Annotated in this window: 18 protein-coding genes, 1 riboswitch and 1 other annotated feature; of the genes, 13 read left to right on the top strand and 5 right to left on the bottom strand. The window is 37.8% G+C overall.

The window, feature by feature from the left end:
• Positions 1-383 precede the first annotated feature (383 nt).
• Positions 384-1,970, bottom strand: coding sequence for a phosphoenolpyruvate carboxykinase (ATP) (pckA, locus tag ACMZ42_RS22025; RefSeq protein WP_370081988.1), 1,587 nt, complete (start codon positions 1,968-1,970; stop codon positions 384-386).
• Between the two features lie 729 nt (positions 1,971-2,699).
• A riboswitch (SAM riboswitch) is annotated at positions 2,700-2,819 on the top strand.
• A 325-nt stretch (positions 2,820-3,144) separates the two neighbouring features.
• Here pckA and metK point away from each other — a divergent pair.
• Positions 3,145-4,341 (top strand): methionine adenosyltransferase, encoded by a 1,197-nt coding sequence (gene metK, locus ACMZ42_RS22030; RefSeq protein ID WP_415732779.1) that lies wholly within the window; start codon positions 3,145-3,147, stop codon positions 4,339-4,341.
• 158 nt (positions 4,342-4,499) lie between these two features.
• On the opposite strand, the gene ACMZ42_RS22035 is transcribed toward metK, so the two are convergent.
• Positions 4,500-5,018: a gamma carbonic anhydrase family protein gene (locus ACMZ42_RS22035; RefSeq protein ID WP_415732780.1), complete on the bottom strand. Its 519-nt coding sequence runs from the start codon at positions 5,016-5,018 to the stop codon at positions 4,500-4,502.
• Positions 5,019-5,154: 136 nt separating this feature from the next.
• Between ACMZ42_RS22035 and ACMZ42_RS22040 the strand changes: the two genes are divergently transcribed.
• The 3 genes from ACMZ42_RS22040 to ACMZ42_RS22050 all read left to right on the top strand — a co-directional run bounded on the left by ACMZ42_RS22040 (position 5,155) and on the right by ACMZ42_RS22050 (position 8,388).
• Entirely contained in the window at positions 5,155-5,961 is an 807-nt protein-coding gene (locus ACMZ42_RS22040) for an alpha/beta hydrolase (protein WP_370081984.1), read from the top strand.
• A 127-nt stretch (positions 5,962-6,088) separates the two neighbouring features.
• The gene (locus ACMZ42_RS22045; protein WP_370081982.1) at positions 6,089-7,591 is read left to right on the top strand and encodes an alanine/glycine:cation symporter family protein; all 1,503 of its coding nucleotides are present in this window, start codon (positions 6,089-6,091) and stop codon (positions 7,589-7,591) included.
• Positions 7,592-7,749: 158 nt separating this feature from the next.
• On the top strand, positions 7,750-8,388 hold the full coding sequence (locus tag ACMZ42_RS22050) for a superoxide dismutase (RefSeq protein WP_415732781.1): 639 nt from the start codon (positions 7,750-7,752) through the stop codon (positions 8,386-8,388).
• Positions 8,389-8,603: 215 nt separating this feature from the next.
• On the opposite strand, the gene ACMZ42_RS22055 is transcribed toward ACMZ42_RS22050, so the two are convergent.
• Positions 8,604-9,182: a class I SAM-dependent methyltransferase gene (locus ACMZ42_RS22055; RefSeq protein ID WP_415732782.1), complete on the bottom strand. Its 579-nt coding sequence runs from the start codon at positions 9,180-9,182 to the stop codon at positions 8,604-8,606.
• Positions 9,179-10,135 carry a TIGR01212 family radical SAM protein gene (locus ACMZ42_RS22060; protein ID WP_415732783.1) on the bottom strand — a complete coding sequence of 319 codons (957 nt, stop codon included), beginning with the start codon at positions 10,133-10,135 and terminating at the stop codon, positions 9,179-9,181. The genes ACMZ42_RS22055 and ACMZ42_RS22060 overlap by 4 nt, the downstream gene beginning before the upstream one ends.
• A 270-nt stretch (positions 10,136-10,405) precedes the next feature.
• Between ACMZ42_RS22060 and ACMZ42_RS22065 the strand changes: the two genes are divergently transcribed.
• The 9 genes from ACMZ42_RS22065 (at position 10,406) to ACMZ42_RS22105 (ending at position 24,073) form a co-directional block, all read left to right on the top strand.
• Positions 10,406-11,584 carry an MDR family MFS transporter gene (locus tag ACMZ42_RS22065; RefSeq protein WP_370081974.1) on the top strand — a complete coding sequence of 393 codons (1,179 nt, stop codon included), beginning with the start codon at positions 10,406-10,408 and terminating at the stop codon, positions 11,582-11,584.
• A gap of 173 nt (positions 11,585-11,757) precedes the next feature.
• On the top strand, positions 11,758-12,105 hold the full coding sequence (locus tag ACMZ42_RS22070; protein ID WP_370081972.1) for an ArsR/SmtB family transcription factor: 348 nt from the start codon (positions 11,758-11,760) through the stop codon (positions 12,103-12,105).
• 65 nt (positions 12,106-12,170) lie between these two features.
• Positions 12,171-13,895: a SulP family inorganic anion transporter gene (locus ACMZ42_RS22075; protein ID WP_415732784.1), complete on the top strand. Its 1,725-nt coding sequence runs from the start codon at positions 12,171-12,173 to the stop codon at positions 13,893-13,895.
• Between the two features lie 552 nt (positions 13,896-14,447).
• On the top strand, positions 14,448-16,199 hold the full coding sequence (dhaK, locus tag ACMZ42_RS22080) for a dihydroxyacetone kinase subunit DhaK (RefSeq protein WP_370081968.1): 1,752 nt from the start codon (positions 14,448-14,450) through the stop codon (positions 16,197-16,199).
• Positions 16,200-16,300: 101 nt separating this feature from the next.
• Positions 16,301-16,512 (top strand) — a binding site (T-box leader).
• An 88-nt stretch (positions 16,513-16,600) separates the two neighbouring features.
• Complete coding sequence (gene leuS / locus ACMZ42_RS22085; RefSeq protein WP_415732785.1) at positions 16,601-19,015, top strand: leucine--tRNA ligase; 2,415 nt, start codon at positions 16,601-16,603, stop codon at positions 19,013-19,015.
• Positions 19,016-19,338: 323 nt separating this feature from the next.
• Complete coding sequence (locus ACMZ42_RS22090; RefSeq protein ID WP_415732786.1) at positions 19,339-19,860, top strand: sigma-70 family RNA polymerase sigma factor; 522 nt, start codon at positions 19,339-19,341, stop codon at positions 19,858-19,860.
• A complete protein-coding gene (locus tag ACMZ42_RS22095) occupies positions 19,847-20,785 on the top strand; it encodes a hypothetical protein (RefSeq protein ID WP_415732787.1) in 939 nt (312 codons plus the stop codon). Before ACMZ42_RS22090 ends, ACMZ42_RS22095 begins: the two co-directional genes overlap by 14 nt.
• Positions 20,786-21,716: 931 nt before the next feature.
• Positions 21,717-22,988: an OFA family MFS transporter gene (locus ACMZ42_RS22100; RefSeq protein ID WP_370081960.1), complete on the top strand. Its 1,272-nt coding sequence runs from the start codon at positions 21,717-21,719 to the stop codon at positions 22,986-22,988.
• 392 nt (positions 22,989-23,380) lie between these two features.
• On the top strand, positions 23,381-24,073 hold the full coding sequence (locus tag ACMZ42_RS22105) for an AIM24 family protein (RefSeq protein ID WP_415732788.1): 693 nt from the start codon (positions 23,381-23,383) through the stop codon (positions 24,071-24,073).
• On the opposite strand, the gene ACMZ42_RS22110 is transcribed toward ACMZ42_RS22105, so the two are convergent.
• On the bottom strand, positions 24,060-24,262 hold a 203-nt coding region (locus ACMZ42_RS22110), incomplete at its 5' end, for a hypothetical protein (RefSeq protein ID WP_415732789.1). The genes ACMZ42_RS22105 and ACMZ42_RS22110 overlap by 14 nt on opposite strands.

Below are 24,262 nucleotides of genomic sequence, written 5' to 3' on the forward strand. Positions count from 1 at the left end.
ACTGAGCGCTTTTCCGCTGACGCTTCGCTTTCGCGCAGAGCAGAGCTTCCTGGGGGCGTCCGATGAGCCGCTGCTCGCTCCAGGGTCTCGGGCCAACACGAGGTTGGTCACGAAGGCGTTATCACAGGACGTGATGATTTTAGCCTTCGTTCCTCTAATACTGATCCCAAGGAGTCGCCCAGTCTCCACTCCAATCAATCACTCCACTCGGCATGTATTTTCTGGCGTGCCACTTTAATTTATGGTGATAAAACGATACTGTTCTGTGTGCGAGTAACCTAGAATGGAAATCACCCTCATTTAAAGGGCTAGTATATTCACAAATATTTTCTCTTTCAACACAAAAAAGGGAACGACTGAAATCGTTCCCTTTGCTTAATGAATTATTTTAATGGACCGCCAAGTTTAGTGATAGCTTCAGAAACATTTGAGAATTTCTTGAAGTTTTCGTTGAATAAACCAGCAAGTTCAGAAGCTTTTTTATCATAAGCAGCTTTATCTGCCCATGCATCACGAGGATTAAGCACTTCAGTTGGTACACCTTCAATAGAAGTTGGAATGTTTAAACCGAATACTGAATCTTGAATTGTTTCAACATTAGCTAATTTGCCGTCAATTGCAGCACGTACCATTGTACGAGTGTAAGAAAGCTTCATACGGCTACCAGTTCCGTATTCGCCACCAGTCCAACCAGTGTTCACTAAGTATACTTGTGCACCGTGCTCGTCAATTTTTTGACCTAACATTTCAGCATAAACTGTTGCTGGAAGTGGAAGGAATGGAGAACCGAAGCAAGTTGAGAATACTGGTTCTGGCTCCGTTACACCACGTTCTGTACCAGCAAGTTTAGATGTGAAACCGCTTAGGAAGTGGTACATTGCTTGCTCTTTTGTTAATTTACTGATTGGAGGTAATACACCAAACGCGTCAGCTGTTAAGAAGATGATTGTTTTTGGGTGACCTGCAACAGATGGATCAACAATATTTTCAATGTATTGAATTGGATAAGCTACACGCGTATTTTCTGTTAATGAACCATCATCATAGTCACAAACTCGAGTTTCTGGATCAACAGCTACGTTTTCTAGTACAGAACCGAAGCGGATTGCGTTGTAGATTTCTGGTTCTTTTTCAGCAGAAAGGTTAATTGTTTTTGCATAGCAACCGCCCTCAATGTTGAATACACCGTTATCAGACCAACCATGTTCATCGTCACCGATAAGCTTACGATCAGGATCAGCTGATAAAGTTGTTTTACCAGTACCAGATAAACCGAAGAATAATGCAACATCACCAGCTTCACCAACGTTTGCTGAGCAATGCATTGAAAGGATGCCTTGTTGTGGTAACAAGTAGTTCATAATACCAAAAATAGATTTTTTGATTTCACCAGCGTATTCAGTACCACCGATTAGGATAATTTTCTTTTCAAGTGATACAATGATGAATGTTTCAGAAGCAGTGCCATCAATAGCAGGATCTGCTTTAAAGTTAGGAGCTGAAATAACTGTGAAGTCAGCAACATGAGAAGCTAATTCTTCTTTAGTTGGACGGATAAATAATTGATGGGCGAAAAGATTGTGCCAAGCATATTCATTGATTACTTGGATGCTTAATTGCGAATCTTTGTCAGCACCAGCAAAGCCTTTGAATACGAATAATTCGTCACGTTCTTTTAAATATTTTACTACTTTTACATATAAGTTATCGAACACTTCAGAAGAAATTGGTCGGTTAACTTTGCCCCAGTCAATTTTATCTTTTGTGCTATCTTCTTCTACCGTATATTTATCTTTAGGTGAACGACCAGTGTATTTGCCAGTTTCTGCACGAACTGCGCCATCTACTGTTAACATAGCTTCACCACGAGAAGTAGCCTTTTCAGCTAATTGTGGTACTGAAAGTTGAACATTAATGTTACCGCCGCTTAATAATTCCTTCAGTTCGTTTGCAATTTCTACTGAATTCATCGATTAAATACCATCCTTTTTTATAGTATTCCCTAGAGTTTGAGGGAGATTTTCTTAATTTCAAAAATAGTATAACACAATTGCTTAAATAATCTATACTAATTCAGAAATTATTTTTCAGATTTTATTACTTTTCAAGAAAACGACAAAAAGTAAATTGATTCGTTTTGATAATGCTTTTTACCCTATTTATAATAAGTGATCACACATTCACTTTCGACACAGCAAAAATTGTGTTTGGAAGCTTTGGGCTAACATGGGGTTCGCACAGGATGTGAAGTTTTAGCTTGCTTTTTATTAGTTGGAGCTTGTCTTCAACTGAAAAGGGGCTACAATCATATTCATCCACCACATGTTCTGTAGCTAACGCTTTGCTTTTGCTACAAAATGTGCTGTAAAGGGTTACACATATGTTAACACATGATGTAAGGTGGAGAGTAGGGATTATTTTGTTTTAAATTACAGTATAATCCAAATTTGTTTCTATATAAATCCCATACTTTCTTTATAAGAATACAATCAATTATGTCTTGGCATAATTGTAACTGTCGCTTTACTTTCGCTACAGATAAACAATGCGTCCGGAATCTGCTTTGTGCTTGGGCCTGACAATGTTTTTTGCGCGAAAGCGTAGCGTCAGCAAAGGACGATGTTGGACACCCGCTGAAAGAAGTTAAAAATATTTGACAATGTTCGACCTTTTACGTATTATGAGATATTGAACGGATACTCTTATCCCGAGCTGGTGGAGGGTCAGGCCCTGTGAAACCCGGCAACCTGCATGAACTATTTCACGACATGCGCTGGTGCCAATCTGATGCAAGGGGAAACTCCCTTGAACGATAAGAGTGAAAGGTTACGAAGTCATTATTCCTTTCCTCATGTTAAGTAAGCGTGAGAAAAGGATTTTTTTATTGTTAAAAACGAATTAAAGGTAAGTATACAGTCCTTTCCTTATTATAATGACGGATCTTTCAAAAATCCTCGTGTTAAAAGAAGCAGCTGTTTATTTGTGCGGAAGCGTAGTGACAGCAACAACTGTTTTACTGTGCGAAAGTGCAATGACAGCAACAATGGCTTGAGAGTTCAATCCTTAGGGGCGAACTTGACATGGGTAATGAGTACCGTATTAATTCGCAAATATTATTTGTAAAAGTAATAGGAGGAAAATCAAATGACAAACCGTCGACTGTTTACATCAGAAAGTGTAACAGAAGGACATCCAGACAAAATTTGTGACCAAATCTCGGATGCCATTTTAGATGCTATTTTAGCAGAAGATCCAAACGCGCGTGTAGCGTGTGAAACAACAGTAACAACAGGCTTAGCATTAGTAGCTGGAGAAATTACTACTTCTACTTATGTAGATATTAAAGGTATCGTTCGTGATACTGTAGCAGAAATCGGTTATACACGTGGGAAATACGGCTTTGATGCTGAAAACCTAGCAGTTCTTGTTGCTATTGGCGAGCAATCACCTGATATTGCTCAAGGTGTTGACCAAGCATTAGAGGCGCGTGAAGGCTCTATGACAGACGCTGACATTGAAGCAATTGGCGCAGGTGACCAAGGTTTAATGTTCGGTTATGCATGTAACGAAACGCCAGAGCTTATGCCATTACCAATTAGTTTAGCGCATAAATTAGCTCGTCGTTTAACGGGAGTACGTAAATCTGGTGAACTAGCATATTTACGTCCAGATGGAAAAACGCAAGTAACGGTTGAATATGATGAAAACAATGTACCAGTACGCGTTGATACGATTGTAATTTCAACACAGCATGATGAAGAAGCTACACTTGAGCAAATTCAAGCAGACTTAAAAGAATTCGTTATTGCTCCAGTTGTTCCAAGTGAATTACTAGATGCCGATACTAAATATTTCATCAACCCAACTGGCCGATTCGTAATTGGTGGTCCTAAAGGGGATGCTGGTCTAACTGGACGTAAAATCATCGTTGATACATACGGTGGCTATGCACGTCATGGTGGAGGTGCTTTCTCAGGTAAGGACGCAACTAAGGTAGACCGTTCAGCAGCATATGCAGCACGCTATGTGGCGAAAAATATCGTAGCTGCTGGTTTAGCTGATCGAGCTGAAGTACAACTAGCTTATGCGATTGGTGTTGCTCAACCTGTATCTATTGCTGTTGATACATTTGGAACAGGAAAAGTTACGGAAAGTGAAATTGTAAAATGGGTACGCGAGCTATTTGATCTACGCCCAGCGGGGATTATCAAAATGCTAAACCTTCGTCGTCCTATTTATAAGCAAACTGCCGCATATGGTCACTTCGGTCGTACAGATTTAAATGTACCTTGGGAACAAACAGACAAAGCTGACGCATTAAAAGAAAAAGCAGGTTTATAAACTATTCAGCTAAAGCAATGAAGTAGCTGGGAAAATATTTTAAAATACTATTACAGAAAGGGGCTTAACATTAATTTAGCCCCTTTCGCTGTTTTTTAACGAAAAAAATAAGCTCCTATATTGCTCGGTTGCCCAAGCAATCGTGGAGCTGCTTTACATTAATTTTTTGGTTGAAGAGATTTATAGTATTGACCCTTTTCTACATATTCACGTATGATGCGTTCCATATCTTCTTTATCTTCATCGTTTAATTCTCTTACAACCTTTGCAGGACGGCCTAGTGCTAAACTATTTGGAGGAATGACTTTGCCTGGAGGTACTAGACTACCCGCCCCAATGAATGCACCCTCTCCAATCTCCGCTCCGTCTAATACTATAGAGCCCATACCTATTAAGGCTTTTTTTCGAATCGTACAACTATGTAAAGTTACTTGATGTCCAACTGTTACTTCATCTTCAATAATTAGTGGATATTTGGGGCTTTGATGTAAGCAACAGAGGTCTTGAATACTAACTCTTTTTCCTATAATTGTTGGTGATACATCTCCTCGAATAACTGTGTTAAACCAAATTGTTGTTTCAGCACCTATTGTAACGTCGCCGGTAACGGTTGCATAATCAGCAATAAAAACAGAAGAGTCAATATTGGGTTTTTTACCTTTAAATGGATAGATCATGAGGATCGCCTCTTTTCTTTCTTTGATGTAATATTATCGTATCAAATACGCAACTTGATGGAAATATAAAATTAAAATGATCAAGATATTACGATATAATCATTGTGTAATTATTTTTTTAGGAGGACTATGTGAAATGTGGAAATGGGAAGCTGATGGACAAGCAAAGGCTGTGGTTGCTATTCTTCATGGTGCATATGAAAATCACCGTTGGTATGCATGGCTTATAGAAAAACTTAGATTGGAAGGCTTCCACATAGTCATGGGGGATTTACCTAATCATGGAGTAAATGTAGGATATTCAAGTGTTCACGATGAAGATTTTAAAGAATACAACAAATATACAAGGCATTTAATCGAGAATGCTTTTTCGTATAATTTACCTGTCTTTTTAATAGGACATGGACTTGGTGCGACTCTATTACTACATACCATGCAAAAAAGAAAATATGAATGTGCAGGAATTATTTTAACTTCACCTTGGCTTCATTTAAATCTATTGCCAGGTAAACTATCAAATGCTTTAACTAGTTTAAGTGCCCTGACTGCCAATGTGAAGCTGACCCATGAAATTACATTAGAATCACTAACGCGCAGTATAGAAGGTAGAGATGAGATGAAGGATGAGGTTCCTTTTTCATCCGTTGTTTCAGTGAAATGGTATCGCGAGCTACAACAAATGATGCGCAATTTAGTGTTATTGCCGAAGGCTGAATTCCCTAACATGCCTATGTTAGTTATGACAGCTGAAAAAGATAATATTACTGAAACCAAACAAACACGGAATTGGCTTTATCAGATGGAATTTACAGAGTTTCAATTCAAAGAATGGGCAAACTGTTATCATAATCTATTTCATGAAGTAGAGCGTGACGAGATTTTTGTTTATATACGTGATTTTATTAATAATGCTCTTCGAAGAATTGGCTATATAATTGAATAGTGAATTACCTCTCCAATTAACTAGAAAATTACTAACTTTTTGTTACTTGAATATAATGTTGTAATTTTCAGAAAAGTGTAATACTATAATGACTTAAAGTAATATTTTTTCACATTGGAGGGGTAAAATGGAAACAATCGTTGGGAAAATTAATGAGATTTTATGGGGACCGTGGTTTATTTATGGCATTTTGTTAATTGGGCTCTTTTTTTCAATTATCACACGGTTCCTACAAGTAAGACACATTAAAGATATGTTTGTTTTAATGTTTAAAGGCGAAAAATCGGATAAGGGGATTTCATCTTTCCAAGCGATGTCTATCGCATTGTCTGGTCGAGTAGGTACAGGTAACATTGCCGGTACAGCTACAGCAATCGGGATGGGGGGACCTGGTGCTGTTTTTTGGATGTGGGCAATCGCATTTATCGGTGCGGCAACTGCTTACGTTGAGTCGACATTGGCTCAAATTTATAAAGAAGAGAAAGATACAGAATATCGTGGTGGGCCAGCTTTTTACATAGAAAAAGGAATGGGGCAAAAGTGGTTTGCAGTTATATTTGCTGTTGCTGCATTAGCTGCCATGTTAATTTTGATGCCGGGTGTTCAATCGAATGCAATTGCGACAGCTGTTGAAAACGCTTTCGATATTAAGACTTGGATTACAGGACTTATTATTGTCGTATTATTAGGTACTATTATTATCGGTGGTATTAAATGGATTGCCAATGCTGCGCAGATCATTGTACCGTTTATGGCATTAGCATATATTCTGATGGCCATCATCATTATTGCAATGAATATTAAAGAAGTACCAGCTGTATTTTCATTAATTTTTTCTAGCGCATTTGGTGCACAAGAAATCTTTGGTGGTATTATTGGCTCCGCTATTGCATGGGGGGTTAAACGTGGTATTTATTCAAATGAGGCAGGTCAGGGGACAGGGGCGCATCCAGCAGCAGCTGCAGAGGTATCGCATCCTGCTAAACAAGGTATCGTTCAAGCAGCTTCTGTGTATATTGATACTTTATTAATCTGTACAGCTACAGCATTTATGATTTTATTTACTGGTATGTATAATGTACACGATGAAAAAGCGGGTACTGATTCATTTGTTTATGTTGGCGATTTCAATAAAGGCGGATTAACTGGAGAAGAACAAATCACATTTGCGAAAAGTATTAAAGAAGGCGCAGCATACACACAATATGCAGTAGACTCTTCACTACCAGGTTTTGGTGGACCATTCGTAGCGATTGCCTTATTCTTCTTTGCTTTTACGACAATTATGGCATACTACTACATAGCCGAAACAAATGTGGCTTATTTATTCTCAGGAGCTACAGAGAAAGTCGTCATATGGCTGGCTAAATTTGCAATTTTAATTTCTGCGTTTTACGGTACAGTCCGCACATCCGATCTTGCTTGGGCGATGGGGGATGTTGGATTAGGCCTAATGGTTTGGATTAACGTTTTAGCGATTTTAATTATTATGAAGCCTGCTATAGTAGCATTAAAGGACTATGAGAAACAGAAAAAAGAAGGAAAAGATCCTGTTTTTGATCCTCGTAAACTAGGAATTAAAGGTGCAGATTTCTGGATAGATTATAATGAAAAACGTAAAAATAAATAGACAATAAAGAGAAAGCTATCTAATAGAATTTAACATTCTATTAGATAGCTTTTTTGTTTTATAAAAAATTTCTATTGACGGCAATAGAAAAAGAAGGTATATTTTGTCTTAAGGAAATTATCTTTCCTTTGAGAAACTTTTTGGGAGGAGGTGAAAAATTGACTGTGTTCCATTTACCGAAACTATCATATGATTATGATCAGTTGGAGCCCTATATTGATGCTAGAACGTTAGAGATTCATCATTCTAAGCATCACGCTACGTATGTAAATAATTTAAATGCGGCCTTAGAAGGTCAAAAGGATTTACAAAATCAGTCGTTGGAAGATTTATTAAGCAATCTTGATGTGCTACCAGCAGATATTCAAACAGCTGTACAAAATAATGGTGGAGGACACTATTGCCATAGTTTATTTTGGGATTTGATGAGTCCCAATTGCGGTGGTGAGGCAAATGCTGATATTGGCAAGGCGATTGATTATTATTTTAAAACGTTTGATAATTTTCAGGATCAGCTATCTAATGCAGCGATTACCCGCTTTGGAAGTGGGTATGGATGGCTAGTGCTGGATGGCGAACAATTAACCATTATGAGTACAGCTAACCAAGACACGCCTTTAAAAGAAGGGAAAATTCCTCTACTCATTATTGATGTATGGGAGCATGCGTATTATTTGAAATATCAAAATCGTCGACCTGAATTTGTTACGAATTGGTGGAATACTATCGATTGGGATAAAGTCAATCAGCGATATGTGGATGCAATGAAACGACAAACACTTTTAAAATCTAACTAAGTTAATTAAGGTAATTTGACATGAAAGTAAAAATTAAGTACTCCTCCCTATCCCCCGCGCCATCGGGGGATATTTTCTTTTCTAAAATCAATTATGCTTCGGCATACTTGTAGCTGACGCTTTTCTTTCGCTACAGAAAAAAATTGCTGAAAGAAGTTAAAAAAGCATGATTCCAATGCTTTATCGGAATCATGCCTCATATTGAAACGTTCTAACTAACTTAACGAGTAATCTTTCATTTTCTCCAAAGCAATCACAAAGGGAGGATCATTTTGTTGATTTAGAAACTCGTATTTTAATACATGTACATATTTTTGGGGAAGTTGACTGACATAATCTATTACAGCATCTCGTTCTTCCTTACCACCCGGATGACCATGATAAATGACAAGGACAATAAGACCACCGATTTTTAGCATCTTTAGCAAATCTCCAATTGCTTGTATCGTAGTATTTGGCTGTGTAATGATGTCGTGATTACTACCAGGCAAATAACCGAGATTAAAGATTGCAGTAGCTACAGGCTTGTGGACATAGTTGGCTACTTCTTCATGCCCTCTATTTAAAACAAGTGCACGATGCTCTAAGCCATTGTCTAAAAGGCGGTGGAGAGTTGCATCAACAGCGCTCTTTTGAACATCAAAGGCGTATACTTGACCCTCATCGCCGACAAGTTGTGCTAAAAATAATGTGTCGTGGCCGTTTCCTGCTGTGGCGTCTACTACAGTATCGCCCTCTTCAACTGTATCTTTTATCAGCTGTTGTGCATATTGTAAAACGCGTTGTAGCTTCATTTGGCAACCTCAGCTTGATAAAATTTCCCTTGCCAGCTTCCACGGCGTTCTAGCTCTGCATCAATACCATTTAATACTTCCCATTTATTAACACTCCACATTGGGCCAATCATTAAATCAATTGGTCCATCACCTGTAATACGGTGAATAACCATATCTGGCGGTAGAATTTCAAGTTGATCTGCCACTAGTTTTGTGTAAATGTCCTGATCTAAAAATTCTAACATGCCCTTTTCATATTGCTTAACCATTGGAGTACCTTTTAAAAGGTGTAGTAAATGAATTTTAATGCCTTGTACGTCAAGCTTTGCGACTTCACGAGCAGTTTCCATCATCATGTCATAGTCTTCAAGAGGAAGGCCATTAATAATGTGAGAGCATATACGAATACCATGCTTTCGTAGCTTTTCAACACCTTCCACATAGGTTGCATAGTCGTGGGCACGGTTGATAAGATTTGCAGTTTTTTCATGCACAGTTTGAAGCCCAAGTTCAATCCACAAATAAGTACGCTCGTTTAATTCAGCTAAATATTCGACTACATCATCTGGTAGACAGTCTGGGCGTGTTGCGATGGATAATCCAACAACACCCTCTTGAGCCAATGCTGCTTCAAATTTTTCCTTTAATACAGGAAGTGGTGCATGTGTATTTGTATATGCTTGGAAGTAAGCCATGTATTTGCCATCCTTCCACTTTTGATGCATTTTGTCACGAATTTCAGCAAATTGCACCTCGATAGGATCAACTTTGTTGCCCGCAAAATCACCTGAACCTGCTGCACTACAAAACGTACAACCTCCGAAGGCAACCGTACCATCACGATTTGGGCAGTCAAAGCCTGCGTCTAGTGCTACTTTAAAAACTTTATGACCAAATTGCTCACGTAAATAGCGATTCCATGTATAATACCTTTTTCCATCTGAAGGAAAAGGAAAGTTTGTTTCTGTCATTTATTTCACTCCTCTAACACTATATTTTATCACGTGCTAGTGCTTCCGTCATGAGGGAAGAATTTAATATTATGTGAATGACCTGAGCGATTGATGAGGGAAGCCAAACGAAAATTACATCGACAGGAGTAAATCATGAGGATGGTCGAAAAAACTACACAGTAAATATTCTAAATCCTATGTGAAAAGAGTAAATTTATTTTTCTTGTACTTTTGTATTTTTCAACATAAACTAACTATTTAGAGTAGCGAAATAATGGAGGATATTTTATGCCAAAAAGCGTTTGGTTTTTAATTATCGGAATGCTTGTGAACACGACGGGCAATTCATTTTTATGGCCTTTAAATGCCATTTATATGCACGACTATTTAGGGAAGTCCCTTGCGATGGCTGGCTTTGTGTTGATGCTGAATTCTGCTGCTGGCGTAATAGGAAATCTCTTAGGTGGTTATTTATTTGATAGAATAGGTGGCTATAAATCAACAATGCTAGGCATTCTGTTAACGATTGCCTCATTAATAGCTTTAACGATTTGGCACGGCTGGCCACATTATGTGTGGATTTTAACGATACTCGGCTTTAGTGGAGGTATTGTATTCCCAGGAATGTTTGCTTTAGCTGGAACTGCGTGGCCTGAGGGTGGACGAAAGGCCTTTAACGCAATTTATTTAGCTCAAAATTTAGGAGTAGCAATTGGTCCTGCACTTGCCGGCGTTGTTGCTGATTATAAATTTGACTACGTCTTTAAGGTCAACTTAGCTATGTATATTTTGTTCTTTTTTATAGCGTTTTTTACTTTTAAACGATTAGAAGCGGGGAGCATTGCACCGATGAATGTCGTGGGTGAAAGTAAGCGAATTATAAATAAAGCGCCGTTTTATGCATTATTAATTATAAGTTCTTCCTCTGTACTATGCTGGCTCGCTTATTCACAATGGAGTGCGACTATTTCTTCCTATACGCAAGATCTAGGATTAGGATTGAAACAGTACAGCTTACTTTGGACTATTAATGGTCTGCTTATCGTTTTAGGGCAACCGCTAATTGCGCCGCTAGTGAAACGTTGGGAAAATAAATTAAAGCGTCAATTAGTATTAGGCGTTATCCTTATCGCAATATCCTTTGGAATCATTGCATTTGCAAGTGATTTTAAAATGTTTGGAGCAGCAATGGTAGTGCTAACTTTTGGTGAAATGTTTTATACACCTGCTTTACCTACCATCGCCAATCAGCTTGCACCAAAAGGGCGTCAGGGCTTTTATCAAGGGATTATTAATAGTGCGGCAACAACTGGTCGTATGATTGGCCCTCTATTTGGTGGTATTATGGTCGATCAGTTTGGCATGATTGTACTCGTATTAATCCTAGTAATTATAGTATTGTTTGCGATTATTCCATGCCTTATCTATGATTATCCTTTACGAAAGAATAAAACAGTGATAGATTAATAGGTTAAATTTAACAAAGAATTTCCGAAAACGAGCAAAAACTGTGTGGGAAACACGTTTTTTGCTCGTTTTTTAATGTTTGATATTGAAAGTTTGCTTATAGTAGCGTACAATCAATCATACATATTCAAATATTTGAATATATGAAAATGAAGTTCCGTGGAGGGATTTATGTGGAAGAGAGCTTGCAGCAATTTAAGGCAGATTTTTTTAAAGCTTTAGCACATCCATTACGAATTAGAATATTGGAATTACTAGTAGACGGTAAGAAAAATGTCAATGAAATTCAAAGCTGCTTAGAAAAAGAGGGCTCAGCTGTTTCTCAGCAATTAAGTGTATTACGAGGCAAAAATATTGTGCATGGGACGAAAGAGGGGAAAAAAGTTTACTATTCTTTAAGCGATCCGATGATTGGAGAATTACTAGGTGTAACAAAAGATATTTTCAACAATCACTTGATAAATACAATTTCAAGATTAGAAGAAATGACTATTAACGAAAATAATGAAGAAGATATGTAAATTTTGTAGACTGTGTTCTTATGAAACATTTACCTTGCTTATTATTTTGAAGGGAAGATTTATAGATGAAGTCACTGTTTACAGGACGATATGAAGGATATTCTGTTCATCATTTGAAGAAAGATTTAATCTCAGGGACTATTGTCGGGATTGTAGCAATACCACTGGCAATGTCCTTTGCCATTGCGTCAGGTGTTAAGCCTGAGTATGGAATATATACAGCTTTTATTGCTGGAATACTAATTTCTCTTTTGGGTGGTTCGAAGTTTCAAATCGGAGGACCTACAGGTGCGTTTGTGCCAATTCTGCTAGGGGTAGTCATTTCATATGGCTATGAAAACTTACTTATCGCTGGATTAATGGCAGGGGTTATTTTGTGCTTAATGGGGATATTTAAACTTGGCTCATTAATAAAATTTATCCCACGTCCCGTGACAATAGGTTTTACAGCAGGAATTGCAGTTATTATTTTTACAGGCCAAATTGCTAATTTCTTAGGTTTGACTAATATTAAAAGACATGAGTATTTTATTGACAATGTAAAAGAAATTGTTATGCATATTGGTACAACAAACTTTTATAGTGTTTTAACGGCAATCATTAGTCTGATCATTATTTTAATAACACCGAAAGTTTTACCCAAAGTTCCAGGGGCGTTAGCAGGCATTGTTGTTTCTACATTAGTTGCAACGTTCTTTTTTTCTGGACAAGTTGCCACAATCGCAACGGCCTATGGTCAAATTCCAAATACATTACCGAATTTTGCGATTCCAGATATCACATGGGAGCGAATTCAGCTACTTATTGGACCAGCCTTTGTGATTGCTATGCTAGGCGGAATTGAATCACTTCTATCTGCAGTAGTAGCGGATGGAATGACAAATACAAAACATAATAGTAATCGCGAACTTGTTGGTCAAGGAATTGCTAATATCGTCACTCCTTTCTTTGGGGGGATCCCTGCGACAGGGGCTATTGCGCGTACTGCGACAAATATTAAAACAGGTGCAGTATCACCAATATCAGGTATTATTCACGGTGTATTTGTATTAGTTACTTTATTATTACTAGCGCCCTTTGCTTCACATATTCCGTTAGCAAGTATGGCTCCAGTTTTAATGGTCGTGGCTTGGAATATGAGTGAGCAAAAGCATTTTGCGCATATCATTAAATTAAAATCAGGAGATTCCCTCGTTTTAATGATTACGTTTTTACTGACTGTTTTTACAAGCTTAACATTAGCTGTGGAGGTTGGACTTGTGTTAGCAGTCGTATTATTTGCGAAGCGTATGAGCGAAAAGCTTGTAGTAACAAAAGTATTACCGGATCATTCGAAAGAGAGTGGGAAGGTACAATCACATGTTGTCCACCAGAAACGTGACTGTCCACAAATTAGTATTTATACAATTGAGGGTCCTCTTTTCTTTGGCGCAGCTCAAACTTTTGAGGAGGCAATTGTAAGTTCCATTCAACAACAACAAAAAGTTTTGATATTACGCATGAGCAAAGTGCCCTTTTTGGATACGACAGGTGAGACATATTTTGGTAATGTCATCCGGAATTTTAAAGCTCAGGGTGGCACTATTTTAGTTACAGGTGTGCAAGATGAATTGAAATTAGCGCTACAAAAAAATGGTTTATATGCTGAAATTGGTGAAGAGAATTTCTATCAGCGTACAGGAGAAGCGATTAATAAGTCTTTAAGTTATTTAGATACAAATAAATGTATTGGATGTAAGCACTTTGCTTTCCGTGAATGTCAGGAATTATCCCGCGTTAACGGGCAGTAGTTACCTGAAGAAAAACTGCCCGTAAACGCCCGATTGGTGAAGACTAATAAGCAGTGGGGATGGAGAAAATCCTCACTGCTTAAAGTTTCACTTTATCCCGCGTTAACGGGCAGTAAGTTATCTGAAGAAAAACTGCCCGTAAACGCCCGATTGGTGAAGACTAATAAGCAGTGGGGAATGGAGAAAATCCCCACTGCTTAAAGTTTCACTTTATCCCAACCTAACGGGCAGTAGTTTATTCTCACCGAAAGTGAATCAACAGGTAAAGTCTCTCACCTCGGAATTCTACGAAAATGTAGAAGTTAGATGGGAGATGAACTGTATGAGAGATTATGATAATCATCTCTACAACAAAAAAGGCCGAGTGTCTTTAGACAAATCGTTCATTTTGTCCTTTCGAGATAAAGCGCTTTCATTTTGCTATAATTAATAAGAATATGCTTTCAAATAATAGAAATCATATCATAGTAGAAATCTTCTATGAATAATTATAGAAGTATGAATATGAATAGGCTGCGAAGAATGTAACCAAGCTTACAGGGGAGGAATAAAATGAAGAAAATTATGAATCAACCTGAAACACTCGTTATGGAAATGTGCAATGGGATGGTTATGGCTCATCCGGAACTTGAGTTGTTAAAAAAATATAAAATAATTAAGAAAAAAGAAATGAATGAAAATAAGGTAACTTTAATTAGCGGTGGCGGTAGTGGGCATGAACCGGCACATGCGGGGTTAGTAGGGAAAGGAATGCTGGATGCTGCAGTATGCGGTGACGTCTTTGCTTCTCCTTCGCAAATACAGGTATATCAAGCAATTAAAGCAACAGCTAGCAAAAAAGGTACACTGCTTATTATTAAAAATTACAGCGGAGATATTATGAACTTTAAAAATGGTGCCCACTTAGCTACTGAGGATGGCATTCAAGTAGAGTACGTCCGCGTAAATGATGATATTGCAGTAGAGGATAGTCTTTATACAGTAGGAAGACGCGGCGTTGCTGGGGTTGTGTTAGTGCATAAAATCGCTGGCGCTGCAGCAGAAGAAGGTTTGGATTTGATGCAAGTCAAAGCTGCTGCGGAAAAAGCAGCGGCAAATGTTCGAACAATTGGTCTAGCACTAACTTCCTGTACGGTTCCAGCTAGTGGATCACCGACTTTCAAATTGGATGAAGATGAGATGGAATATGGCGTCGGTATTCATGGAGAGCCAGGGAGAAAACGTGAAAAAGTTATGGCCGCAGATGAATTAGCTTTTCGTATGACAAATGACCTTGTGAAAGATTTAAGATTAGATAAAGATGCTGAAATTGCTGTTCTAGTAAATGGTTTTGGCGGTACACCGCTTCAAGAACTTTATCTGTTTAACAATGCAGTGACTAGAGAGTTGAGTAAAAGAAATATACGAATCAATAGAACGTTTGTCGGCAATTACATGACAAGTATTGATATGGCTGGGATTTCTCTAACAGTAATGAAACTAGATAATGAGCTGAAAACATTACTATCGAAAGAATGTAATACACCTGCATTTAAGGTAGAGGGACCGGTTGATAATGTAGAGTACGTAGATATTAATGACAACTTGGAAGAGAAACAAGTTGTCTTTGAGACGGAAACAGTGGAAGAACACGCTATTATCAAGAGTGAGGTAATCACATTAAATAATATAATTTATCTCGTAGATAAAATGAGCGAAATTATTATCAAGAACGAAGTACCTTTCTGCGAATTAGATACACATGCAGGAGATGGCGATTTCGGAATGAGCGTCGCAAAAGGATTTAAGCAATTAAAACGAGAATGGAGCTCGATTCTAGGTCAGGAACATTTAAATATTGGGACTTTCCTTGATGCGAGTTCTATGGTAATTATGGAGCATTGCGGAGGAGCTTCTGGACCCATTTGGGGAGGGGCTTTCCGAGCTGCGGGTAAAGCTGTAGAAGGAAAAATGGAATTAACGGTCGGAGAGTTTGCTGAAATGTTACAAGTTGCGCTTAAAGGCATACAGTCTATCGGTGAGCGCTCTTTCGGAAGAGGGGCAGAGGTAGGCGATAAAACGCTTGTAGATGCGCTTGTACCTTGTGTAAATGTTTGGACAGAAAGCGCTGCAGCTGGTGCGGATTTTAAAACTGCCTTTGAAAAAGGGGCAGAGGCAGCTGTTAAAGGAGCAGAATATACAAAAGAAATTGTTGCTCGAATGGGTCGCGCTGGTACAGTTGGTGAAAGAAGTCTAGGTTATCCGGATGCTGGTGCTTATGCGCTAGGGGTTATTTTTACGGAGCTTTCTCGTAGTTTAAAATAGATACAGTCTAACAAATAGGGTTTGAATTGTTCAATAATGGGTAGTATGTAAACAAAGTCTTGTGCTTTTCAGTACTTTCTATTAGAATAAATGCAATACTTGTAAAGACAGTGATGAGGAATAGTAAATTTGTGGTTCCTTTTAGAGAGCTAGCGGTTGGTGGGAGCTAGTAGGAAAGCAAATTGAACTCGCCTTCTGAGTCTGCCCGCGTGAAATAGCGCGTGCCGTTCCTTCCGCGTTAAGGAAGCAAAAGCCGAGTGTAATCACTAATGTGGGTGGTACCGCGGGAGATACGAATTCTCTCGTCCCTTTCTGACAAAGAAAGGGGCGAGTTTTTTTATTTTTTAAATATTTTGTCAATTCTTCAAGAAAAGTATGACGCATTCAAAGGAGGAAAAATAATGAGTTTTAATCATCAACAAATTGAAAAAAAGTGGCAGCAATATTGGGCAGATAACAAAACTTTCAAAACTGAAAATGAAACTGAAAAACCAAAATTTTATGCATTAGATATGTTCCCGTACCCATCTGGTGCAGGTCTTCATGTAGGACATCCAGAGGGCTACACAGCGACAGACATCCTTTCACGCTTCAAGCGCATGCAAGGCTATAACGTCCTACATCCTATGGGCTGGGACGCATTCGGTTTACCAGCAGAACAATACGCACTTGATACAGGAAATGACCCAGCAGAATTTACAGCGAAAAATATTGCGACATTCAAGCGTCAAATCCAAGAGCTAGGCTTTAGCTATGATTGGGATCGTGAAATTAACACAACAGATCCAGAATATTATAAGTGGACACAATGGATCTTTATCCAACTTTATAAAAAAGGTTTGGCTTATATAGATGAAGTAGCTGTAAACTGGTGTCCGGCACTAGGAACAGTACTTGCAAACGAAGAAGTAATTGATGGAAAATCAGAGCGTGGTGGTCACCCTGTAGAACGTCGTCCGATGAAACAATGGATGCTTAAAATTACTGCCTTTGCTGATCGTTTAATCGACGACTTAGAGGAAGTTGATTGGCCAGAGTCTATTAAGGATATGCAGCGTAACTGGATTGGTCGTTCGGAAGGTGCAGAAGTAACATTTAGTATAGATGGAACAGATGAAAACTTCACAGTGTTTACAACTCGTCCTGATACGTTATTTGGTGCTACATACTGTGTTCTTGCACCTGAGCATCAATTAGTGGAGCAAATTACAACTGCTGAACAACGTCAAGCTGTTGAAGCTTATTTAGATAAAGTAAAATTGAAATCTGATTTAGAACGCACAGATTTAGCGAAAGAAAAAACAGGCGTATTCACAGGTGCCTATGCAGTGAATCCAATTAACGGTAAGAAAATGCCGATTTGGATTGCAGACTACGTGTTAGTATCATATGGTACAGGTGCAATCATGGCGGTTCCAGCACATGATGAGCGTGACTATGAATTTGCAACAGAATTTGGTTTGGAAATTATTCCTGTTCTTGAAGGTGGAGACATTAGTAAAGAAGCATTTACAGGAGATGGTAAGCACATTAACTCTGACTTCCTTGATGGCTTAAACAAAGAGGACGGTATTGCTAAGGCAATTCAATGGCTTGAGGAAAAAGGAGTAGGGGAGAAGAAAATCTCTTACCGTCTTCGCGACTGGTTATTCTCTCGTCAACGTTACTGGGGAGAGCCAATTCCTATGATTCATTGGGAAGATGGTACAACGACGCCAGTACCGGAATCAGAATTACCATTAGTGCTACCAAAAACAGATAATATTCGTCCTTCAGGTACGGGTGAATCTCCGTTAGCGAACATTGCTGAATGGGTAAATGTTGTTGATCCTGAAACAGGCAAAAAAGGTCGTCGCGAAACGAACACGATGCCACAGTGGGCAGGTTCTAGCTGGTACTTCATACGTTACATTGACCCAACTAATAAAGAAGCAGTTGCGGACCCTGAGTTACTGAAACGCTGGTTACCAGTTGATATTTATATCGGTGGGGCAGAGCATGCCGTATTACACTTACTATACGCTCGCTTCTGGCACAAAGTATTATACGATTTAGGTGTTGTACACACGAAAGAGCCATTCCACAAATTATTTAACCAAGGGATGATTCTTGGTGAAGGTAATGAAAAAATGTCTAAATCAAAAGGCAATGTCGTTAACCCTGATGAAATCATTTCTTCACACGGTGCGGATACTTTACGTCTATATGAAATGTTCATGGGTCCACTAGAAGCATCTGTTGCATGGTCAACAAATGGCTTGGACGGGGCACGTCGCTTCTTAGATCGTATTTGGCGTCTATTTGTCAATGAAGATGGTACAATCGCTGCGAAAATTCAAGCTTCTGATGACAAAACACTTGAAAAATCATATCATCAAACTGTGAAAAAAGTGACAGAGGATTACGAAGGTATTCGCTTCAATACAGCTATTTCACAAATGATGGTATTCATCAATGATTGCTACAAAGCCGATGTTATTCCAACAGCTTACGCTGAAGGTTTTGTGAAGATGCTAGCTCCAATGGTTCCACACGTTGCTGAAGAGTTATGGCAGATTTTAGGTCATGCCGAAACACTTTCATATGCGCAATGGCCAACATATGATGAGTCTAAACTTGTTGATGATGAAGTGGAAGTCGCTGTTCAAGTTGCCGGCAAAGTACGTGCAAAAATCATCGTAGCAAAAGATGCTTCAAAAGAGGAAATCGAAAAAGTAGCACTTGCAGATGGTAAAGTACAAGAGTATATGGAAGGCAAAAACTTAGTGAAAATTATTGTCATTCCAGGTAAGCTTGTTAATATCGTTGTTAAATAAATGAAGGAAACAACTTTTACATGCTACTATAAAAGCTAAGATTACATGTTACAGAACAGGTGAGTCTTAATAGAAGCACTTTTAATGGTTGGGTCATTTCATTAATATAAGATTAAAGGCAGAATCAAATTTTGATTCTGTCTTTTTACATTTCACCGAACGTCCCCAGCCGGAACGAGAACGGGAATTAACCACACATTTTAGTGCTGAAACATTTGTATCTTTTAATATTAGCCCCGTTTACTATGAAAAAATTGTTTTCTACTGAAACCAACTGAGATTTCGATACGACTATAGTGTGAATGGAAATAGGAGGTGTTTGTTTGAGTGAGCATTTAGCAAATATTATGAATGAGCATGGTGAATATTGTCTTCGAGTAGCTTATTTATATGTTAAAGACTGGGCAATTGCTGAAGAAATCGTTCAAGATGTATTTTTTGCTTATTACCAGCAACAAGAGCGCTTTGAACAACGATCCTCATTAAAAACATATTTAGTAAAAATAACAGTACATAAAAGTCATGACTATTTACGAAGCTGGAAAAATAAGCGTCATATTTTATTTGAAAAGCTGCACATTGGAGCTAGCAAGCGAACGCCTGAAACAAATTTACTTGAAAAGGATGAGCGGAGAATTTTGACAGCAGCTTTGTTTGAGCTTCCAATCACCTATCGAGAAGTGATTATTCTTTATTATTATCAAGAATTAAAGGTTCGAGAGATAGCGGAGGTTCTTGCATGTACAGAAAACACGGTGAAGACAAGACTTCGCAGAGCTAGACGAATATTGCAGGAAAAACTGGATTCAAGTCATTGGGAGGTGCTAGAAGATGACATCTTTTAAGGATAAACTGGATAAAGAGCTTGGAGAAGCCCCGCGTTTTTCACAACAATTACAGGAGCGAATTTTGCAAAATGTTTCTCAGCAAAATAAACAACCTAGTAGATGGCGATATCCGACGATTATCATTGGAGCTGTCGTGACGATCCTCTTTTTAATTGTAATTGGGCCATGGAAACAAGTAGACACAGCTAAACATACTAGCATTGTTGAACTAGCACAACATGAAAATATTAAACAATTTACCATTGCGCAAAATTGGCAGGAAGATACCTTTAAGGCAGGAAGAACTGGCTGGATTTTAGGACAACAAGCTTATAAAACAGATCCGGAAACAACGCTCATTGCCGATGTACTAAAGAAGGCGGTTATATCACAGAAGGACACTAATTATTATGCATTTAGTGATGTATGGGTGGAGTTTGATAATGGGCAGGCTGTGCAGCTAAAAATGTTCTTAAACGATGAACAGCTAGCTTTTAGCGATCGACATACAAATATCTTTTACAAGGTGAAAGACGACGTTACTGCTTCAGCATTTATTGCCCTTATGCAAAAAGATGGGAAGGATTTTAGTTTCGGTGAGATGTTTACTTTTTTACTCATTGTTCTCTTTTTAGAGTGGCTTTTAGTAAAAGCAATTCGAAAAAAGTTTAACATTCCAAAGGAGCCGAAATATATAAATACAGGTCATCAACGTTCAACGTATATTGCTATGTTTATAAAAGGGGCGATTTTAATTGTATTTAATATATATGGGTGGTTTTTATATACAGCTGGAATATGCGTATTTCTAGCAGTCTTCACTGTAGATTCTATTGTGATTGACTATTATTATGGGCGTGAGGAAAAAAGGCATTATATATCGATTGGTTCATTTATTGCACTATTGCCAATAATTATTGTATTTTTTATTTATTTTCTATAAAAAAGGAAACGAACGAAAAGAGATGCTCGAATTATTTTAGAGCATCTCTTTTTGATACATATAATCGTCTAAAATTGACGGACTTTAATTGAATAATAGCAACCAAAGTGATAATTGAGGTATAAAAACAACAAATAATAAAATTAAAATCATATAAAGAACTAGCTATTTTTTACATAAAGGATCCTATTTCGAAATTTTATTCCGATTACAATATTGGTAAAACATTACTGTTTTTACTTGTGTGCCATAGCAAATGTTTTTGTTATAACTGATTGGTTTAGTTGCTTTTAAGTTTAAAAGCATTACTTGCCATAGTCTAAAAATGTGCAGGATTCATTTTTAAGTGAAAAAATATATATTTGAATAATAAAAATGAATGGGTAGTGATGATTCATTTTGAAATATACAAAATGTGTATTGGGTTTATTTAATTGGATATCCAATTAAAGTTAAACGAATCATTTAATAGTGTTTTTTAGCATCCTTTTACGAGAAAGAAATTCGTTTATTTAAGCTTTAAAATTCTCTTTTATTCTAAAAATTTCTACATATTGATTATCTTTTTGTGTCCTGTTAAAGAAATGTGCAGGATTAATGAGAGTTAGAAAAAATGCAATATACATAGATTGCATGTGAAAATATGCACAAAATTAATTATATCAAAATAATTTATGTGCAACTTGATAATAGAGTAGAAAAATAATTTTAGCTAAAAAATGTTGTAGTTTTCGTTCAATAAACATCTATTTACTTAGAGGCTGTAAGGTTTTCGTTATAAAATTACTAGGGTGAAAAATGAAATACTTTTTAGAGAAATAATATTTTTTGAAAAAACATCTTGCATTTGAATAATTCTAAGTGTTAAATTGTTTTCAGGGACGTTCATAAAACTTTCACAGGTAGCAAAAGAGGGGAGAAGAGAGAAATTATGAATAAAAATAGATGGTTAATTGCATTATCCGCAATCGCTATTCATCTTTCAATCGGTGGAGCATATGCATACAGTGTATACAAGCTACCGATTGTCACAGAAATGGGATGGAGTGAAACAAACGTAACGGTTGCCTTCACAATAATGATGGGGCTTGCTGGTTTTTCAGCAGCATTATTTGGTAACTTAGTAGAAAAAATGGGGCCACGTAAATCTGCAATGATAGCAGCTGTTCTATTTGGGGCAGGACAAGCTGGTGCGGGTGTAGCAATTTCAATGGATTCCGTAACATTGTACTGGTTAACATATGGTTTACTAAGTGGATTGGGTATGGGTATTGGTTATATTGCACCTGTATCGACATTAGTAAAATGGTTCCCGGATCGCCGCGGTTTAGCAACAGGTATGGCTGTACTTGGATTTGGTTCAGGGGCACTTATTACAGCGCCGGTCGCAGCTAACTTAATGGAGGCTGTAGGTATTTCTACAACGTACTTTATTTTAGGGGCAAGTTATTTCACGTTAATGATTTTAGGGGCTTCATATATAGCACCGCCTAAACCTGGTTATATGCCAGCGAATATGAAGGCTGCTGCAGATAATGGTAAAGACGTAGTGAAAAAAGATTTAGCTGTCATGTCAGCACGTGAAGCTGTAAAAACTAAGCATTTCTGGATGCTTTGGTCGATGCATTTAGTAAACGTAACAGCAGGTATTATGATGATTTCTGTTGCATCTCCAATGGCTCAAGAAATTGTAGGATTATCAGTTGCGGGAGCCGCAGCAATGGTAGGAATAATGGGATTATTTAATGGTGGTGGTCGTTTAGTATGGGCTGCTGTGTCTGACTATATTGGTCGTTCGAACGTCTTTGTAATTTTCTTTATCGCACAGCTAGTTACATTTATCGTCTTACCGCATACAACAAACGTTATTATTTTCCAAGCACTTATTTTCTTAGTTGTTAGTTGCTATGGTGGAGGTTTCTCGAATCTACCTGCATTTGCAAGTGATTTATTCGGTACGAAACAACTTGGAGTTATTCATGGTTATTTATTAACGACTTGGTCATTAGGTGGTATTTTTGGACCGCTTTTAGTGAGCACAATTAAAAACTCTTATGGAAGTTATATTCCAGTATTCTATGTGTTTACAGGATTAATAGCTGCTTCATTAATTATTTCATTAACATTACGTGCAGATGTACGTAAACGAACAGCATTAAAAGAAGCTTCTCAAAAGGTTGGAGACGTCTCCGCTACACAATAAATTATACTTTCAATTCGCACTTGAAGGTATCGGCCATATGAGTGTCATTTCGCACATGACGCTTGTATGGTCATTTTTTTTGTAGCTGTTGTTATATAACACTTGATTAATCTCTGTTTAATGTATAACAGTCGGTGTCTGATGTCAATATCATTACGGGAAATAAAGTGATTTCGCTACCAAAAGAGAAATTTTGTAACGGAAAGCGATTGAGGGGTTCATTTTCAAGAGGGCGATCAAACTGTTTTTTTTGTCACCCCTTATGTTCCTCAATAAAGCTTGTTTAATTTTATTAAGGGATAGAGGAGTCATCTAATAAAAAAGTAAACAGTATTGATTGAATCTTTTTAAAAGTTGAAACGTATATAAAATAAACAAGGAGGCTATGTGAAATGGGGAAGTTTTCTTTAAATGAATTTATTAATAAAACACAGCAAGACGACAATGAAAATGAATATTTCGAGTTAGAAACTGAACGTGTATTGGAGGTCAACCTAAATGGCGAGGTTTGGTCGAAAATGGGCGCGATGATTTCTTACATAGGAGATATTAAGTTTGAGCGTGAGCGTGTGTTGGAACATGGCCTCGGTAAAATGTTTAAAAAAGCATTAACCGGCGAAGGTACACAACTTATGAAAGCGAAAGGTAAGGGGCGACTTTATTTAGCCGATCAAGGGAAAAAAATAACGGTCTTCGATTTAAAGGACGAAAGTATTTGTGTAAACGGCAATGATTTACTTGCCTTTGAGCCAAGTATTGATTGGGATATTCATTTAATGCGTAAAATGGCAGGCGTGATGTCAGGTGGGTTGTTTAATGTAACCTTACAAGGAAGAGGGAAGGTAGCTATCACAACTCATTTCGAACCGTTAACATTGTTAGTGAAGCCTGGTGAAACGGTCTATACAGATCCTCATGCCACAGTAGCATGGTCAGGTAATCTGGCACCAGAGTTTAAAACAGATATTAGCTTCCGAACATTTATCGGTCGTGGTAGTGGCGAATCCATTCAAATGGCGTTTTCAGGTGAAGGATTTGTCATCATTCAACCATTTGAGGAAGTATATGTGTCTAAAGATAGCTAAAAAAGCGTGTCCATTTCGGGACACGCTTTTTATTATGATGAGAAGTAACTTGAATCGCTGATAGAGGACTTAGAATCGCTGATAAGCCACTGAAAATCGCTGATAGAGGACTTAGAATCGCTGATAAGCCACTGAAAATCGCTGATAGAGGACTTAGAATCGCTGATAAGCCACTGAAAATCGCTGATA

The sequence above is a fragment of the Lysinibacillus sp. NPDC056185 genome, from assembly GCF_047737915.1.
Classification (GTDB): Bacteria; Bacillota; Bacilli; order Bacillales_A; family Planococcaceae; genus Lysinibacillus.

Excerpts from the sequence above, each read along its gene's own strand:
- pckA (WP_370081988.1), bottom strand. The coding sequence starts at position 1,970 with ATGAATTCAGTAGAAATTGCAAACGAACTGAAGGAATTATTAAGCGGC.
- metK (WP_415732779.1), top strand. The coding sequence starts at position 3,145 with ATGACAAACCGTCGACTGTTTACATCAGAAAGTGTAACAGAAGGACAT.
- ACMZ42_RS22035 (WP_415732780.1), bottom strand. The coding sequence starts at position 5,018 with ATGATCTATCCATTTAAAGGTAAAAAACCCAATATTGACTCTTCTGTT.
- ACMZ42_RS22040 (WP_370081984.1), top strand. The coding sequence starts at position 5,155 with ATGTGGAAATGGGAAGCTGATGGACAAGCAAAGGCTGTGGTTGCTATT.
- ACMZ42_RS22045 (WP_370081982.1), top strand. The coding sequence starts at position 6,089 with ATGGAAACAATCGTTGGGAAAATTAATGAGATTTTATGGGGACCGTGG.
- ACMZ42_RS22055 (WP_415732782.1), bottom strand. The coding sequence starts at position 9,182 with ATGAAGCTACAACGCGTTTTACAATATGCACAACAGCTGATAAAAGAT.
- ACMZ42_RS22060 (WP_415732783.1), bottom strand. The coding sequence starts at position 10,135 with ATGACAGAAACAAACTTTCCTTTTCCTTCAGATGGAAAAAGGTATTAT.
- ACMZ42_RS22065 (WP_370081974.1), top strand. The coding sequence starts at position 10,406 with ATGCCAAAAAGCGTTTGGTTTTTAATTATCGGAATGCTTGTGAACACG.
- ACMZ42_RS22075 (WP_415732784.1), top strand. The coding sequence starts at position 12,171 with ATGAAGTCACTGTTTACAGGACGATATGAAGGATATTCTGTTCATCAT.
- dhaK (WP_370081968.1), top strand. The coding sequence starts at position 14,448 with ATGAAGAAAATTATGAATCAACCTGAAACACTCGTTATGGAAATGTGC.
- leuS (WP_415732785.1), top strand. The coding sequence starts at position 16,601 with ATGAGTTTTAATCATCAACAAATTGAAAAAAAGTGGCAGCAATATTGG.
- ACMZ42_RS22095 (WP_415732787.1), top strand. The coding sequence starts at position 19,847 with ATGACATCTTTTAAGGATAAACTGGATAAAGAGCTTGGAGAAGCCCCG.
- ACMZ42_RS22100 (WP_370081960.1), top strand. The coding sequence starts at position 21,717 with ATGAATAAAAATAGATGGTTAATTGCATTATCCGCAATCGCTATTCAT.
- ACMZ42_RS22105 (WP_415732788.1), top strand. The coding sequence starts at position 23,381 with ATGGGGAAGTTTTCTTTAAATGAATTTATTAATAAAACACAGCAAGAC.